Annotated in this window: 12 protein-coding genes; 10 read left to right on the top strand and 2 right to left on the bottom strand. The window is 76.2% G+C overall.

Going from position 1 to position 15,213, the window contains the following annotated elements; genetic code table 11:
* Positions 1 to 129 precede the first annotated feature (129 nt).
* A complete protein-coding gene (locus ACQ614_RS04635) occupies positions 130 to 966 on the top strand; it encodes an alpha/beta fold hydrolase (protein WP_431676874.1) in 837 nt (278 codons plus the stop codon).
* Positions 967 to 1,042: 76 nt separating this feature from the next.
* The gene (locus ACQ614_RS04630; RefSeq protein ID WP_431676873.1) at positions 1,043 to 1,951 is read left to right on the top strand and encodes a S41 family peptidase; all 909 of its coding nucleotides are present in this window, start codon (positions 1,043 to 1,045) and stop codon (positions 1,949 to 1,951) included.
* A 12-nt stretch (positions 1,952 to 1,963) separates the two neighbouring features.
* Here ACQ614_RS04630 and ACQ614_RS04625 read toward each other — a convergent pair whose 3' ends face one another.
* A complete protein-coding gene (locus tag ACQ614_RS04625) occupies positions 1,964 to 3,541 on the bottom strand; it encodes a glycoside hydrolase family 43 protein (protein WP_431676872.1) in 1,578 nt (525 codons plus the stop codon).
* Positions 3,542 to 3,850: 309 nt separating this feature from the next.
* Between ACQ614_RS04625 and ACQ614_RS04620 the strand changes: the two genes are divergently transcribed.
* The 8 genes from ACQ614_RS04620 (at position 3,851) to ACQ614_RS04585 (ending at position 13,739) form a co-directional block, all read left to right on the top strand.
* A complete protein-coding gene (locus ACQ614_RS04620) occupies positions 3,851 to 4,867 on the top strand; it encodes a class I SAM-dependent methyltransferase (RefSeq protein WP_431683822.1) in 1,017 nt (338 codons plus the stop codon).
* Positions 4,868 to 5,004: 137 nt separating this feature from the next.
* A complete protein-coding gene (locus ACQ614_RS04615) occupies positions 5,005 to 5,451 on the top strand; it encodes a hypothetical protein (RefSeq protein ID WP_431676871.1) in 447 nt (148 codons plus the stop codon).
* A gap of 175 nt (positions 5,452 to 5,626) precedes the next feature.
* Positions 5,627 to 7,618, top strand: coding sequence for a dynamin family protein (locus tag ACQ614_RS04610; RefSeq protein ID WP_431676870.1), 1,992 nt, complete (start codon positions 5,627 to 5,629; stop codon positions 7,616 to 7,618).
* On the top strand, positions 7,615 to 8,487 hold the full coding sequence (locus ACQ614_RS04605; protein WP_431676869.1) for a C39 family peptidase: 873 nt from the start codon (positions 7,615 to 7,617) through the stop codon (positions 8,485 to 8,487). Before ACQ614_RS04610 ends, ACQ614_RS04605 begins: the two co-directional genes overlap by 4 nt.
* Positions 8,480 to 9,115 carry a hypothetical protein gene (locus ACQ614_RS04600; protein ID WP_431676868.1) on the top strand — a complete coding sequence of 212 codons (636 nt, stop codon included), beginning with the start codon at positions 8,480 to 8,482 and terminating at the stop codon, positions 9,113 to 9,115. Before ACQ614_RS04605 ends, ACQ614_RS04600 begins: the two co-directional genes overlap by 8 nt.
* Positions 9,112 to 10,785 (top strand): dynamin family protein, encoded by a 1,674-nt coding sequence (locus ACQ614_RS04595; RefSeq protein ID WP_431676867.1) that lies wholly within the window; start codon positions 9,112 to 9,114, stop codon positions 10,783 to 10,785. Before ACQ614_RS04600 ends, ACQ614_RS04595 begins: the two co-directional genes overlap by 4 nt.
* Complete coding sequence (locus tag ACQ614_RS04590) at positions 10,782 to 13,091, top strand: Hsp70 family protein (RefSeq protein WP_431676866.1); 2,310 nt, start codon at positions 10,782 to 10,784, stop codon at positions 13,089 to 13,091. Before ACQ614_RS04595 ends, ACQ614_RS04590 begins: the two co-directional genes overlap by 4 nt.
* Positions 13,092 to 13,145: 54 nt before the next feature.
* On the top strand, positions 13,146 to 13,739 hold the full coding sequence (locus ACQ614_RS04585) for a DUF6434 domain-containing protein (RefSeq protein WP_431676865.1): 594 nt from the start codon (positions 13,146 to 13,148) through the stop codon (positions 13,737 to 13,739).
* A 15-nt stretch (positions 13,740 to 13,754) separates the two neighbouring features.
* Here the strand turns inward: ACQ614_RS04585 and ACQ614_RS04580 are convergent, their stop codons facing one another.
* Complete coding sequence (locus tag ACQ614_RS04580) at positions 13,755 to 15,068, bottom strand: YncE family protein (RefSeq protein ID WP_431676864.1); 1,314 nt, start codon at positions 15,066 to 15,068, stop codon at positions 13,755 to 13,757.
* Between the last annotated feature and the right edge of the window lie 145 nt (positions 15,069 to 15,213).

The following is a 15,213-nucleotide window of genomic DNA, read 5'->3' as shown; positions in this document are numbered from 1 at the left end:
CGGCCCCGGCGCCCGCGAGCGCCGCCCCCGCGCCCCGGCCTATCGTGGGCCCGTGGGCGCAGGCCCGGCGCCCCGTACGCCTGCGGCCCCGGCAAGGAGGTGCGGCATGGCCGACCCGGGCAGGGCGCCGTGACCCCGCAGGGCGCCGCGACGCCGCAGCCCGCCGTCCGGACGGCGCGGCTGCCCGGCGGGTTGGTGCTCCCGTACGCCGAGCAGGGGCCGCCCTCGGCGCCGACGGTGGTGCTGGTGCACGCCGTCGCCGACTCCTGGCGGTCCTTCGAGCCGCTGATGGCCGAGCTGCCCGGCGACCTGCACGTCCTCGCACCGAGCCAGCGCGGGCACGGCGGTGCGAGCTGTCCGCCGGAGGGCTACCGGCCGGCGGACTTCGCGGCCGACCTGGCGGCGTTCCTGGACCTGCTCGGGATCGGGCGGGCCGTCCTCGTCGGCGCGTCCAGCTCGGGCTTCACCGTGCGGCGGTTCGCGGCGGACCACCCGGACCGCATCCGCGGCCTGGTCTTCCTCGGTTCGCCCGCGCTGCTGTCCGACAAGCCGGGGGCGGCCGAGCTCTGGGAGTCCGTCTCCCGCTTCACCGACCCGCTCGACCCGGCGGTGGTCCGCGGGCTGGTGGAGTCGCTGCTCAGCCGGCCGCTGCCGCAGGACTTCGTCGACCTGATGGTGGGTGAGAGCCTCCGCGCCCCGGCGCGGGTGTGGCGCGACACCTTCCGCGGCCTGCTCGACGAGACCGGGCCGGACGGGCTGGACGGCATCACCGCACCCGCCCTGGTGGTCTGGGGCGACCGGGACGGCATCCTGCCACTGGCCGACCAGGAACGGCTGGCGGCCGCCCTGCCGCGGGCCGAACTGCTCGTCCACGAGGGCTCCGGCCACGTGGTGTACTGGGAGGACCCCGCCCGCACCGCCGCCGACCTCGCCGCCTTCGTGGCCGCCTGCGGCGAGGCGTCCTGACGGTCGGTCACGTCGGCCCGGCGGTCCTCGGGAAACCCCGTGGTCACCTCGCGGGTCTGCGGCTAGCATCCGGCGGGTGATCGATATCAACCACGTCATCGAGGACGCGCTCGCCAAGATCCGGGCCGGCTACGTCTTCCCCGAGAAGGCCGATGCCGTCGACGCCGCGATCCGGCGCCGCCTGGCCGACGGCGAGTACACGGGCCTGGCCGGCCCCGAGCTGTGCGAGGCGGTGACCGCCCACCTGCAGGAGGCCTGCCCCGACAAGCACATGCGGCTGCTGTGGCGGGACGACCCGCAGCCGATGGAGGGGGAGGAGACCCCGGACGAGGAGAAGGCCCGCTGGGCCGCCACCTACCGCGTCGAGGCCTACGGCATCCGGCGCGTCGAGCAGCTCGACGGCAACCTCGGCTACCTCGACCTGCGGTCCATACCCGACGCCGCGGAGGGCGGTCGCGCCTTCGCCGCCGCGATGGAACTCCTCACGCACACCGAGGCGCTCGTCCTCGACCTGCGGAAGTGCCGCGGCGGCTCGCCCGACGGCGTGGCGCTGTGGTGCAGCTACCTCTTCCCGGACGGCGAGGTGCACCTGAACGACGTGTACGACCGCGCCACGGACTCCACCCGCCAGTTCTGGACCTCCGCCCACGTGCCCGGGCCGCGCTACGCGGACCGCCCGGTGTACGTGCTGACCAGCGCCTTCACCTTCTCCGGCGGCGAGGAGCTGGCCTACAACCTGAAGGTCAACGGGCGGGCGACGCTGGTCGGCGAGACCACCCGCGGCGGGGCGCACCCGACCGACCGGCTGCCGGTCACCCCGCACATCACGGTGACCGTGCCCACCGCCCGCTCGGTCAACCCGGTCACCGGCACCAACTGGGAGGGCGTCGGCGTCGTCCCGGACGTGGCCGTCCCCGCCGAGGAGGCGCTCGAGGAGGCGGTGGCCCTGGCACTGGGCCGGGAGCGGGTGGCGGCTGCCTCCTGACGGGGCGCCGGTTCAGAGGGCGGTGTAGCGGAACAGGTCGAAGTCCGCGCGGGTGGTGGTCGGGTGCGGTGCGGTGGCGTACAGGCCGACGTACGTGCCGGTGAAGCCGCCCGCGTGCCGGCTGCTGAGGATGCGGCCGTCGACCGTGCCGAGGGCCGCCGCGGCGCCGTCGGCCGGGCCGCAGGCGAAGGTGTAGTCCTGGCCGCGGGCGGTGACGGCGAGACGGACGGGCCCTGCGGGGAGCGGCCGTTCGGCGCGGACGGTGTCGCGGCCGCCCTCGCGCACGGTCAGCCGGGCGAGCCGGCCGCCCGCCGCGTCCCGGTCGACGAGCAGCCGGACGTGGTGGCCGGGGTCGTAGAAGGCCGCCAGGCCCGCCTGCTCGCCCGGGGCCGCCGGGGCGAAGTCGAGCAGCGCCTCGGCGGTGAAGTCCCGGTGCTGCTGGCGGCGGCCGACGAACGCCGGGGTGTCGTGCTCGGCCAGGGTCTGCGGGAGCAGCCGCAGCCGCAGGTGGCCCGGGCGTTCGGCGAGGCTGTGGAAGGCCGCCCGCGGTGTGCGCAGCAGGTTCCACTCCGGGCCGAGCACGGGCGCGTCGAAGTGGTCGACGGGGTCGGCGGCCGGCCACGGGTGCGGCGGCAGGGCGACCCGGGTGACCTCCTCCAGCCGTCCGCTGCCGGGGTTGAACACCGGCCAGCCGTCCTCCCAGACGACCCGGGCGAGGAAGGTCTCCCGGCCGAGGTTGGCGTGCCCGCCGCCGCCGTACGGCCGGGAGGCGAGCAGCAGTGCGTACCAGTCGCCGGCCGGGGTGCGGACGAGGTCGGCGTGTCCGGCGCCGGTGACCGGGTGGCCCAGCCCGAGGTGGCGGTGGGTCAGCACCGGGTTGCGCGGGTTGTTCTCGTACGGCCCGGTCAGGCGGGTGCTGCGGGCGACCGTGACGGCGTGGTCGTGCTCGGTGCCGCCCTCGGCGACCACCAGGTGGTAGTACCCGCCGTGGCGGTACAGGTGCGGGCCCTCGGCCCAGCGGGCGCCGACCAGGGCTCCGCGGAAGAGCACGTGCTCCTCGCCGGTGAGGACGCCGCGGTCCAGGTCGACCGCGCGCAGCCAGATCTCCGTCCGCCCGTCCCGGTGGGTCTGACGGGTGCCCAGCAGGTGGGTCGAGCCGTCGTCGTCGACGAAGAGCGAGGGGTCGAAGCCGGGCGCCTCGGGCAGCCAGACCGGGTCCGACCAGCGGCCCGCCGGGTCGTCCGCGGTGAGCAGGAAGGTGCCGGAGCGGCGCACGCCGTCCACCAGGGTGCACACCAGCCGGAACCGGCCGCCGATGTGGTGCAGCGAGGCGGCGTACAGGCCGCCGGAGGGGCGCACGCCGTCGAGGGCGAGCTGTTCGGGCCGGTCGACGGCGTGGCCGATCGGCCGCCAGTGCACGAGGTCCCGGCTGTGGTGCAGCGGCAGCCCGGGGAAGTACTCGAAGGAGGAGGTGACCAGGTAGTAGTCCTCGCCGACCCGGCAGACGGACGGGTCGGGGTGGAAGCCCGGCAGCACGGGGTTGCGGGCGTCCTGGTGGTGCGGCCGGGGAGTGTCCTCTGGTGCGGCCATGAGCGTCCTTGTGCGGAGTGCGGTGGTGTCGGCCTGTCCGCTTCGAAAAGTTTCGATGCATTTGCCGATCGTGATCGATCGACCGTACGTGCCCCCTTCGGGTGCGTCAAGGCCCGCCACCGCACGGCATGCAGGCCGTGCACGCGGGGCCGAGCGTACGTTGGGAGCACGGACCCGGCGGGCCTGCCGGGCCGGCGCCCGAGGAGGCACCCCATGTCGAGTCCCGGAACCGCGAGCGGCGCGCCCGAGCAGGAGAAGCCCGGTCAGGAGCAGTTCGACCAGGAGAAGCAGGAGGCGTTCGCCGGCCGTATGGTCGACATCCTCAACGGGTCCGCCCTGGCCCTGATGGTGAGCGTCGGCCACCAGGTCGGCCTGTTCGAGGCCATGGCCGGTTCTCCGCCCGCCACCAGCGCCGGCCTCGCCGAGGCGAGCGGGCTCGACGAGCGCTACGTCCGCGAATGGCTCGGCGGCATGGTCGTCGGCGGCATCGTGGAGTACGACCCGGACGCCGGCACCTACACCCTGCCGCCCGAGCACGCCCCCTCGCTCACCGCCGCCGGAGGTCCCGACAACCTGGCGGGCATGATGCAGTACGTCGGGCTGATGGGCGGGGTCGAACAGCAGGTCGCCGAGTCCTTCCGCAAGGGCGGCGGCGTCCCCTACTCGGCGTACCCGCGCTTCCAGGCCCTCCAGGCCGAGGAGAGCGCCCGGGTGTACGACCTGGCGCTCGTCGACACCATCGTCCCGCTCGTCCCCGGCCTGGCCGAACGGCTGCGCAGCGGCATCGACGCGCTCGACGTGGGCACCGGCCGGGGCCACGCGCCGGTCGTCCTCGCGGCCGCCTTCCCGGAGAGCCGCTTCCACGGCCTGGACCGCTCCGAGGAGGGCATCGCCTTCGGCCGCGGCGAGGCCGAACGCCGCGGCCTGCAGAACGTCGCGCTCGCCGTCGGCGACTCCACCGGGATCGGCGGGCAGTACGACCTGATCACCGCCTTCGACGTCATCCACGACCTCGCCGAACCCGGCCCGACCCTGGCCGCGATCGCCGCCGCCCTGCGCGACGACGGAACGTTCCTGATGGGCGACATCGCCGCCTCCAGCCGACTCGAGGAGAACATCGGCCACCCCTTCGGACCGGCGCTGTACTGCTTCTCCGTCTTCTACTGCATGACCACCTCGCTCAGCACCGGCGGCGCTGGCCTCGGCACCGTCTGGGGCGAGCAGACCGCCCGCCGGATGCTCGCCGAGGCGGGCTTCCGCGAGGTGGAGGTGCGGTCGGTCGAGGGCGACCCGGTGAACGTGTACTACGTGGCCCGCAAGGGGTGAGTGCCGGGCGGGCCGTACGGGTGTCCCGAATCCGACCGTGTGGCGCGGCACAGCGGGGGGAGACGCACCGGCGGGGTCGGTGGTGACGGTTCGCCGGCTCCGGCCGATGCACCGTCACTTCCGAGGAGGCCCAGCCGATGAACGCGTCCGTGCCGATGAACCCGTCCGTCCCGCCCGTGCCGCCGAACCTGTCCGTTCCCGAACTCACGGCCGAGGCCGCCGAACTGCTGCGCGCCGCGGGCGCCGCCTCCCGGCAGGGCGCCCGCCCCGGGCTGCTGCACACGGCCGAGGCCGCCGAGATCGTCGGCGCCCTCGCCGGGCTCACCGCCCGACTGCCCGAACTCCTGGACCGGGTCGAGGCGTTCCTGAGCAGCGAGCAGGCCGCCGGCCGGATCGCCCCCGGCGCCGCCGCCGGTGACGCCGCGTACGACGTCATCCGGTCGGCCCGCGACGCCCGCGAGCAGCTCTACGAGGCGAGCCGCACGGCCGCCCTGCTCGCCGAGTCCGTGGCCGGCGCCGCCGCCACCCTCGCCCCGCTCGGCGCACCCCGGACGGCCGGCGGCCCGACCGTCCCGCACGCCTGACCGCACCCCCTCGGCGCTCGGCCGCGCCCACCCGTGTCCGCGGAATCGGGCAAACGCCGTTTCCCGGGCGATCCGGAGCGGTAGGTTCTGACATGCAGTCACCTGCCGCCGGGGGACGGCCGACTGCACACGTGACACGTGCGCCGCTACGACGCCGGCAGGGGGGCTTGCCACCGTGGACGACTACGAGGCCATCAGATCGGGCATTCTCGAGACCTTCGAACGGGCCGTCGACGCCGCCGGACGGGACGGGGCCGAAGCCACCCGCCGCTCGCTCGCCGAGGCCCGCGACATCCTGGCCGCCGACCGGCTCCGGCCGGTCGTGCTCGGCGAGTTCAAGGCCGGCAAGTCCAGCCTGCTGAACGCACTGCTCGACGACACCGGCGAACCGCCCCTGCTGCCCGAGGCGGAGGAGATCGCCACCAGCGTGGCGGCCTCCGTCTCGTACGGGGACCAGGAGACGATCGAGATCCTCCGGGACACCGACGACGGCACGCCGGGCCTGCGCGTCGACCGACGCGGCCTGCGCGAACACGGCACCGAGCACGGCAACCCGGAGAACCGGCGCGGCGTGCTGTCCGTGCACATCCGCACCCCCAGCCCGCTGCTGCGCCCGGGCCTCACCCTGGTGGACACCCCCGGCCTCGGCGGCCCCTACCTGGGCCACAACGCCGCCACCCTCGCGGCCCTGCCCGGTGCGGACGCCGTGATGCTCGTCCTGGACTCCTCGCAGCCGGTGCTCCGCAGCCACCTGGAGACGGTGCGGCGCGCCGCCTCCGCGGTCTCCGCCACCGACACGCCCGGCGCCCTGTTCTTCGTGCTCACCAAGACCGACCTCGGCGGCTACGGCGAAGTGCTGGCCGACACCCGGGCCAAGCTGGCCGGGGCCCTGGGGCGCCCCGCCGCCGAAATCACCGTGGTGCCGGTCTCCGCCCGCGCCCACCGCGACTTCCTCGCCCACGGCGACGAGGAGGACCGGGCGGCCGGCAACCTCGCAGGACTGACCGACGCCCTGTGGGCCGCGCTCTGCCACCGCGGCGTGCCGCGCGTCCTGGGCGGCGCGCTCGACAGCCTCGACCGCGGCGTCCGGGCCCTGCTCGCCCCGCTCGAGGGCCAGACCGAGGCACTCGAGGACGGCACCCGGCGCACCGTCGGGGAACTCCGCCGCCGCGCGCTGGAGCACCAGGCCAGGCTCGCCGAACTGCGCAAGGGCCGGGCGCAGCGGCGGGTGGCCCTCCGGCGGCGGATCGACACCGTGCAGGAGGAGCTCCGCAGGGACGCCGAGGAGCGGCACGCCCGGATCTGGGACCGCTTCGAGAGCCACTACCTCGAGGAGGACGCCTACCTGACCGATCCCCAGCGCCTGGTGGCCCAGCTGACCGCGGACGCCGCCCAGGTGGTCGGCGAGATCAACGCCCGGGCCGGCACCGCCACCGCGGCCGTCCTCGTGCGGACGGCCGCCGAGACCGGGCTCGCCATGGGCAGCTCCCGACCCACCGAGATGGCCGCACCCACCTCCGGCGACCTGGTCGTCCGCGGCCGGCTCGGCGAGAAGCACCGCTCCGGGCGGCTCAAGCGCCGGCTCCGGGACCTCTCCTTCGGCGGCTCCATGGGCACCACCACCGGCGCCCTCATCGGCAGCGTCGTCCCCGGCCTCGGCACGGCCGTCGGCGCGGCGGTCGGCGGACTCGTCGGCATGGCCGCCGGCTGGGCCAGCGCCGGCCGCGACCTCCGCAACGAGGACCGCCGCCTGGACCGCAGCAGCCTGCGCACCCAGCTCCAGCCGCTGAAGCGCCGTCAGGCGGCGCACATCTCGGCCTCGGTGAAGGACATCTGCGAGGAGTTCCGCGAGCAGGCCGAACAGGAGATGGAGGAGCGCATCGAGCAGGAGCGCGAGGCCAACCAGCGGCTCGTCGCCGCCCTCAAGGACACCGAGGACCTCACCACGGCGACCGCCGGCACCCGCCTCGCCGAACTCCGCGAACGGACCCGCCCGCTGCAGGAACTCCGCACCCGCACCGCCGAACTGGAGGCCCGCACCCAGGCCTTCACCGCAGCCGCCGTCGACCGCACGGCCGGCGGCGGAGCGGCAGGAGCCCGGAAGCCGGAGCCGGTCACCGTCCCCGGTGCGGCCGGCGACATCTCCTGGGCGGAGGACCGGACGTGATCGCCTTCGACACTCCCGACGACCCGTTCTCCGCGGACCACCCGGCCGACGACCACACTTACGACTCGTACGACACCCACGACTCGTACGACACCCACGATGCGCACGACTTCCACGAGTCGTACGACGTGCACGCCGGCGGGGAGCCCGAGGATGCGCACCACGCTGCGGACCCCACGGACCCGTACGCCGTGCACGACCCGGACCCGGACACCGCCGCGGCGCTGCCGCACGACCCCTACGCCCCGGACGGCCCGGAGCCCGGGCCCTCGTTCGGTCTGCACACCGAAGGCCCGGTGGTCGGCGACCCGCAGGCCGCCGCGCAGTACTGGCACCAGCAGGAGCAGCCGTACAGCTGCGCCGTGGTCTCCCAGGAGTACGTCCTGGACCAGGTGACCGGTGTCGACCGCACCGAGACGGACCTCTCCGCGCTCGCCGAGGAGCACGGCTGGTACGACCCCTCGCACGGCACGGCCGTCGACGACATGGCCCGGCTGCTCGAGTACCACGGCGTCCCCGTGGCCGCGCAGGACGGGGCGAACCTGGACGACCTCCGCTTCGCGCTCGCCGACGGCGACCACGTGATCGTGCCGGTGGACTCGCAGGAGATCATGGACCCGCAGTACGCCGCCGAGGCCGCCCTGGAGGGCGTGCCGGCCATCCCCGGGCAGGGCGCCGACCACGCCGTGGTGGTGACCGGCCTGGACTACAGCGACCCGGACCGGCCCGTGGTCGTCCTGAACGACCCCGGACACGGCGGCGGCGCCGCCTTCCGGGTGCCGATGGACACCTTCTACCGCGCCTGGGAGGACTCCGGACGCCACCTCGTCCGGGCCGACGGCGCTGCACGAACGGACGAGGATGACTGACCCGGGCCCCGCCGCCACCCGTACCGGGCAGCTCATGCAGCAGCTGCGCCGCACCCCGTTCTTCCGCAGCCAGCTGCCGATGGAGTCCTACCTGGCCTGGCCGATCCCGCTGCGCCGCCCCGACGGCACCGGCCGGCCCGCCGTGCACCTGCGCTTCGCCGTCTTCTCCGGCGACCGCGACCCGGACGGGCGCGGCATCCTCGTCCGCCCGCCGTTCGCGACCCTCACCGTCGCCCGCCGCACCGGCCGGCTGGTCGAGTACGCGGACCTCCGCTTCACCCGGCCGTGGCCCGCCGACGCCGGGCACGAACCGGTCGGCCGCTTCCCCGGCGAACGGCTCGCCGGGACGGTCGGCGACTACCGACTGCTGCGCCACCGCCTGCTCGCCCGCTACGACGAACTCCTCGACGCCCTGGAGCAGGGCCGCTCCCTGCCGCCGGACGCCGAGGCCGACTTCGCCGACCTCCTCGGCCGCCTGATCGAGCCCGGCCTGGAGCCCTACCTGCGGGCCCTCGGCCCGGCCTTCCTCGCCCGCTTCCTCGGCCCCGGCCCCTCCGCGGCCGACGACCCGGCGCCGGACGGCTCCCCGGCCGGGGACGGGCGCAGCAGCGGTGCGGGGCGCCGTTGACCTCCCCCCGCACCCTGCGGGCCCGCGCCGACGCCGCCTTCGCCGCCGGCCTGGCCGCGGCCGACGGCCCGCCCGCGCTGCGGCCCCTCGCCGACGCGCTGCGCGCCGCCCGCGAAGGGCTCGCCCGGCCCCTGGGGATCGCCCTGGTCGGCCGGGTCAGCTCGGGCAAGTCGACCCTGGTCAACGCACTCCTCGGCGAGGAGATCGCCCCGACCGGCATCACCGACCTCACCTTCACCGTCACCCGGCTGACGCACGGCCCCGAACGGACCGTCACCGCCCACTTCCTGGACGGCCGTCCGCCCGTGCCGTTCCGCCCGGAGGAGCTGGCCGCGCTGGCCGGCGCCGAGCGCACCGCCGGCAGCGCCCAACCGCTGCTCGGAATCGACCACCTGGCCGTCACCGACCCCAACCCCCGGCTCGCCGCCTTCGACCTGATCGACACACCCGGCCTGGACTCGGTCTTCGAGGGGGACTCCGCGGCCACCCTCCGGCTGCTCGGCCGCACCGGCGCCGAGGTCCGCGACTCCTCCGCGGCCCACGCCGGCCGGGCCGACGCCCTCGTCGTGGTGACCCCATGGCACGGCCTGGCGGAGAACCTGCGCACCCTGCTGGCCGACCTCCGCGGCGCGGGCTTCGCCGAGCACGGGCCGATCTCCACCGTCGCCGCCCTCACCAAGGTCGAGCAGCTCTGGCCCGACCACCCCGACCCGCTGCGGCGCGGCGCCGAACTCGCCGCCGGCACCATGGCGGTGCCCGGCACCGACCGCGTCCTGCACACCGTCCGCCCGGTCGCCGGCCTGCTCGCCTCCGGCGCCGCCGCGCTGACCGAGGAGCTGATGGCCGACCTCGCCGCCCTGGCCCCGCTGACGGCCCGCCCCAGCGGCCGTCCCGACCAGGACGTGCTGACCGTACGGCTGCGCCGGGGCCCGCAGTGGGAGCAGGATCCGGCCGTCGACCTCCCGGTGCCGCCCGACCGGCGCCGCACCCTCAGCCGCCTGCTCACCCCGTACGGCGTCCACCTGGCCTGCCGGCTGCTGCACGAGGAGCGGGCCGCCGACCTGCCGGCCCTGCGCGGCCTACTGCTGGCCCGCAGCGGCATCGGCGGATTCACCGGCCTGCTGGAGGACCACTTCGGCGCCCGCGCCGACCTCGTCCGGCTGCGCGGCCGGCTCGACCACGCCTACCGGGTGCAGGCCCGGCCCGCCGAGCCCCCGTCGGAGCCCGAGCGGGTGCGTGCCGAGGCCGCGCTCGCCCCGCTGCTCGCCCTCGACCACGACGAGGGCGCCTTCCTCGAACTCGAGGTGCTGCGCGACCACTACCGCGGGCTGCTCGCCCTCGACGCGGAGCTCGGCGGGGAGCTGCCGCGCGTCCTCGGCGAACGCGGCGCCTCCGCCGCCGAACGGCTCGGCCTGCCCGCCGACGCCGACCCCGCCGAGCGGCGGACCGCCGCCCACGAGGGCCGCATCCGCTGGGCTGCCGCTGCCGCCGACCCGGCCCACGGCGGGCGCACCCGGCGCGCCGTCGCCGCCGTCCTCCGCGCCTACGAGGACCTCGCCGCCGCCCACACCGACGGCCCCGACCTGCTCGACGAGTCCGACCTGACCGACGGGCCCGGCCTGTCCGGCACGGCCGCGGTGCGGGTCCCGGCAGGAGAGGGCGCGAGGTGAGCGATTCCCCCGTGCTGGTCGCCGACATCGGCTTCGCCACCACCTCCGGCACCCTGGTCGCCGACGGCGAGTCCGTGCCGCTGCGCGAACCGGCGAGCGGCTCCCGGCTGTGGCCGACCGCGGTCGCTCTCGACCTGCCCGGCGGGCCGCTGATCGTCGGCACGCCCGCGATGCACCGCCGCCGGATCGCGCCGACGGCCTTCCGCCACGACTTCCTGCGCGACCTCGGCCGCAGCCGTCCGCTGTGGATCGGCGGCCGCCCCTTCCACGCCCGCAGTTGTGTCGCGGCGCTGCTCCGGGCACTGCGCGCCGAGGCCGACCGGCTCGGCCCCGCGCCCGTCCGGCACCTCCTGCTCACCTGCCCCGGTTCCTACCTGCGGGGCGAGGCAGACCCGCGCCGCGCCGCCCTGCAGGCGGCCGGGCGGCAGGCGGGCTTCACCGAGGTCCAGTTGCTGGCGGCGCCGCTGGCGGCCGCCCTCGCCCCGCCGGCCGGGCCCGGCTTCGCCCCCGACGAGACCGTCCTGGTCTACGACCTGGGCGCCGGCACCTTCGACACGGCGCTGGTCCGCTTCCTCCCGGACGGCACCGTCCGGGAGGAGGGCTCGGCGATGACGCTGGACTTCCACGGCGGCGCCGACCTGGACGCCCTGATCGCCGCCGACGTCCGGCGCAGCCTGCCCGACTCGGCCACCGGGCCGGCCGGGCGCCCGACCGACCCCGTGGTGGCCGCCCAGACCGGCCAGCTGGTCGCCGAGTTCGCGCGGCGGATCAAGCACCGGCTGAGCAGCGAACCGGCTGCCACCGACGTCCTGCTGCCCGGCGCGCCGCCGTACACCCTCGAACGGGAGCGGCTGGCCGAACTCGCCGCCGAGCTGCTCGCCGACACCGTCGCCTGCAGCCGGCGGCTGCTGGCCGCCAACGGCACGGCCCCGGACGAGCTGGCGGGTGTGCTGGCGACCGGCGGCAGCACCCGGCTGCCGTTCGTCACCGAGCGGCTCGCCGCCGCCTTCGGCCGGCCCGTGCACCGGCCGCTGGACGCGTCGCTCGCCGTGGTGCAGGGCGCCGCCGCCTGGCTGCGGCGCGAACCGCGCCGGCTCGCGCCCGCCGCAGGTCGGCCCGGCAGCACGCCGCTGACCTGGCCGCTGCCGCCCGGCGGGGCGGTGCTCGACCGCTGGCTGACCTCGCCCGGCGCCCGCTACCGGCCCGGACAGGCGCTGGCCGTCCTGCGCGGCACCGACGGCGGCCGGTGGCAGCTGGAGGCCCCGGCGGCGGCCGGCGTCGTCCGAGACCTGCACGCCGGGCCCGGTGCGCGGATCACCGCCGGCCAGTGGCCGGTGACCGTCGGCCCGGCGCCGCTGCCCGACCGCCCGGAGGGCCCGGGCAGCGTGCTGGAGCCGCCCGCCGTCACCCACCGCCTGCTGCACGGCGACCGGTTGCAGTGGATCGCCTTCCACCCGTCGGGCCGGGAACTCGCCACCGCCGGCGGGACGGCCGGCATCCGCGTCCACGGCGTCGGCCGGCGGCCGGTGGTGCTGCGGGAGCTCGCCGGTACCGGCGAGGCGACCTCGCTCGCGTACCGGCCGGACGGCACCCAGCTGCTCTGCTCCTCCTCCCAGGCCCGGCCCGGCAGCGCCGTCCGGCTGTACGACGGCGGGTCGGGGGAGCTGCTGCGCACCGTCTCCCACCCGAAGTGGATCTACCAGGCGGTGTTCGCCCCGGACGGCCTGTCGGTGGCGAGCAGCGCGGACGACCGGGTGGTCCGGGTGCACCGGACGGCGGACGGTCTGCTGCTCGGGCAGCTTCCGCACCCCGAGCGGGTGAAGGGGGTCGGTTTCGCCCCGGACGGCGGCACGCTCGCCACGGCCTGTGCCGACGGCGCCCTCCGGCTGTGGGACCTCGTCTCCGGCCGGGTCCGGCACGTCCGGCTCGGCGGGGACGTCCGGTGGCTCGCCTTCGCCCCGGACGGGCGGAGCGTCGCCGCCACCTCGGCCCGGCCGGGCGGTCCTGGCCGGACGGTCGCGGAGGTCCTCGTCCACGAGACCGAGAGCGGTGCCCTCCTCGCCACCCTCGGCCACGCCGAGCCGGTCACCGCCCTGGCGTTCAGCCCGGACGGCGCGCTGCTCGCCACCGCCTGCCGGGACGGCCGGGCGCGGCTGCACGCCACCGAGGACTGGCAGCTCCGGTACACCCTGGACCACGACGGCCCGGTCTGGGCCGTCGCCTTCGCCCCCGACGGCCGAACCCTGGCCACCGGCACCGAACGCGGCACCGCCGTCCTCTGGCAGCTCACCCCGAAGCCCGGCTGACGGCCCGCCCGCCCCGCCCGACGCCGGGCACTGCCACCCGGGCAGAATGGCCCGGTGAACGGGGACCCGACGAACGGCGACGCGAGCACCGCGGAGGGCCCGGCCGAGGCCAGGCCGGCGCCGACCGCGGCGCTGACCGGCGCCGAACTGCTGCGCTGGTACTGGACGCTGGACGAGCTCACCGCACTGGCGCGCGAGACCGGCGTGCCCCGCGGCGGCGGCAAGGCGGCGCTCACCGAACGGCTCGCCGCCAGGCTCGACGGCCGCCCGCTGCCGGCCGCCCCGGCGCCGCGGCCCCGGCCGGGCCGGCAGCTCGCCGCACCCGTCGACGGGGACACCGTCATCCCCGAGGGGCAGCGCTGCAGCCAGGTGCTGCGGGCCTGGTTCACCGAGCAGATCGGCCCCGGCTTCCACTTCGACGCCGCGATGCGCTCCTTCGTCGCGGAGAACGCCGGCCGCACGCTCGCCGACGCCGTCCGGCACTGGCACGCCACCCGCGAGCAGGCGGCCGCCCCGCAGGAGGTGGGCGCGCAGTTCGAGTTCAACCGCTTCCTGCGCGCCTGGCACGCCGAGCACCCGGCCGGCACCCGCGCCGAGGCCGTCGAGGCCTGGCGCGGCCACCGTGCCCTTCCCCGCGAGGCCCGCTGACCGGTGCGGCCGGTCTCAGCCGCCGGCCGGGGACGTCCAGCCGGCGGCGACACGGCCGAGGCGGACGCGCTGCGGGTGGTCGCCGACCGGGGTGGAGGCGACCTTCCGGCCGGTGGCGAAGTCGATCGCGGTGATCCGGTCGGCGCCGCTCTCCGAGATGACGCAGGACGCGCCGTCCCCGCTGACGGTCGCCCAGTACGGCTTCGAGGCGGCGACGAGCCGACCGGCCTTCAGGGTGGACCGGTCCACGACCGTCGCGTAGTCGTCCATCGTCCCGGCGACGCACAGCCTGGTGCCGTCGGGGCTCATCGCCAGGCCGTGGTGGCGGGAGTCGTTGACCCAGGTGGTGCGGTCCGGGTCGGTCGCCGGGTTGGCCGGCAGGTCGGTGACCCGGGTGATCCGGTCGGCCGCGACGTCGTACTCGAGGAGCCCGTTGAAGAAGGACACCTGGAAGTAGAGCATCGAGCCGTCCGGGCTGAAGGCGACGGGGCGGACGGCGTCGGAGAGGTCCTTGCGGCCGATCGCGTCCAGGCGGTCCCGCATGTCGATGGTCCGCACCTCGCGGAAGGTCTGCGCGTCGACCACGGTGATGTGCCGGTCGCCCTTCGTCCAGTCCAGCCAGGGCGCGTCCAGGGCGGTGGTGACCTCGCCGATCGCCATGTTCCAGATCCGGGTGCCGCCGTCGGTGAAGACGTTCTCGTGCGGCTTGTCGCCGGTGCGGAACGAGCCGACCTGGCGGCCCGTCCGGATGTCCAGGACGTGCACGGTGTTGGAGGTGGAGGCGGAGACCGCGACCCGGGTGCCGTCGGGGGAGAGCGCCATGTGGTCGGAGCGGTAACCGGACACCGGGAAGCGCCAGTTGGTCCGGCCGGTGGCGAGGTCGATCGACACCACGTCGGCGAAGCTGGGGCGGGAGACCACCACGGCGGAGCCGTCCGGCGTGGAGTACATGTCGTCGACGAACTGGTCGTGGCCCTCGCCGGGGCCGAGCCTGACGCCCAGGAAGTAGGCGAGCTTCACCGGGTTGAGGTAGATCTCGGCGAGCCGCTGGTCCTTGTCCGGGACGACGTCGATCCGGCCGATCCGGGCGAGCGCGCCGGAGGACTCCACCACGTCGGCGGTGCCGTCCCAGTTGTTGCCGACGAAGAGCACCTCGCGCAGCCCGGACGCGCCCGCGGCGGCCGTCTGCGGTGCGGCCCCGGCGGTGGCCGGGCCGCCCGCCGCCAGGGCGAGGGCGGCGCAGACGGCGAGCAGCGCGCGCCGGGTCAGGCTGCGGGAACGGGGACGGCGGCGGACGGGGGAGAGGGCGGGCCGAACGGGTGCGGGCATCGTCGTTCCTTCCGGGAGCGGGCCGGGGCGGGGGCCGGCGGTGGCCGCCGGCGGCGGTGGTCCTGGAGGTCTGAAAACGTGCACGTTCAGATTTGCTACTTGAAAGTAACGACGGCCGGGCGTCCCGACAAGACACCGGACACGG

The sequence above is a fragment of the Kitasatospora dryopteridis genome (genome assembly GCF_050749075.1).
Classification (GTDB): Bacteria; Actinomycetota; Actinomycetes; order Streptomycetales; family Streptomycetaceae; genus Kitasatospora.
Note: the sequence above shows the minus strand (reverse complement) of the source record. Positions and strands in the feature narration are given on the sequence as shown.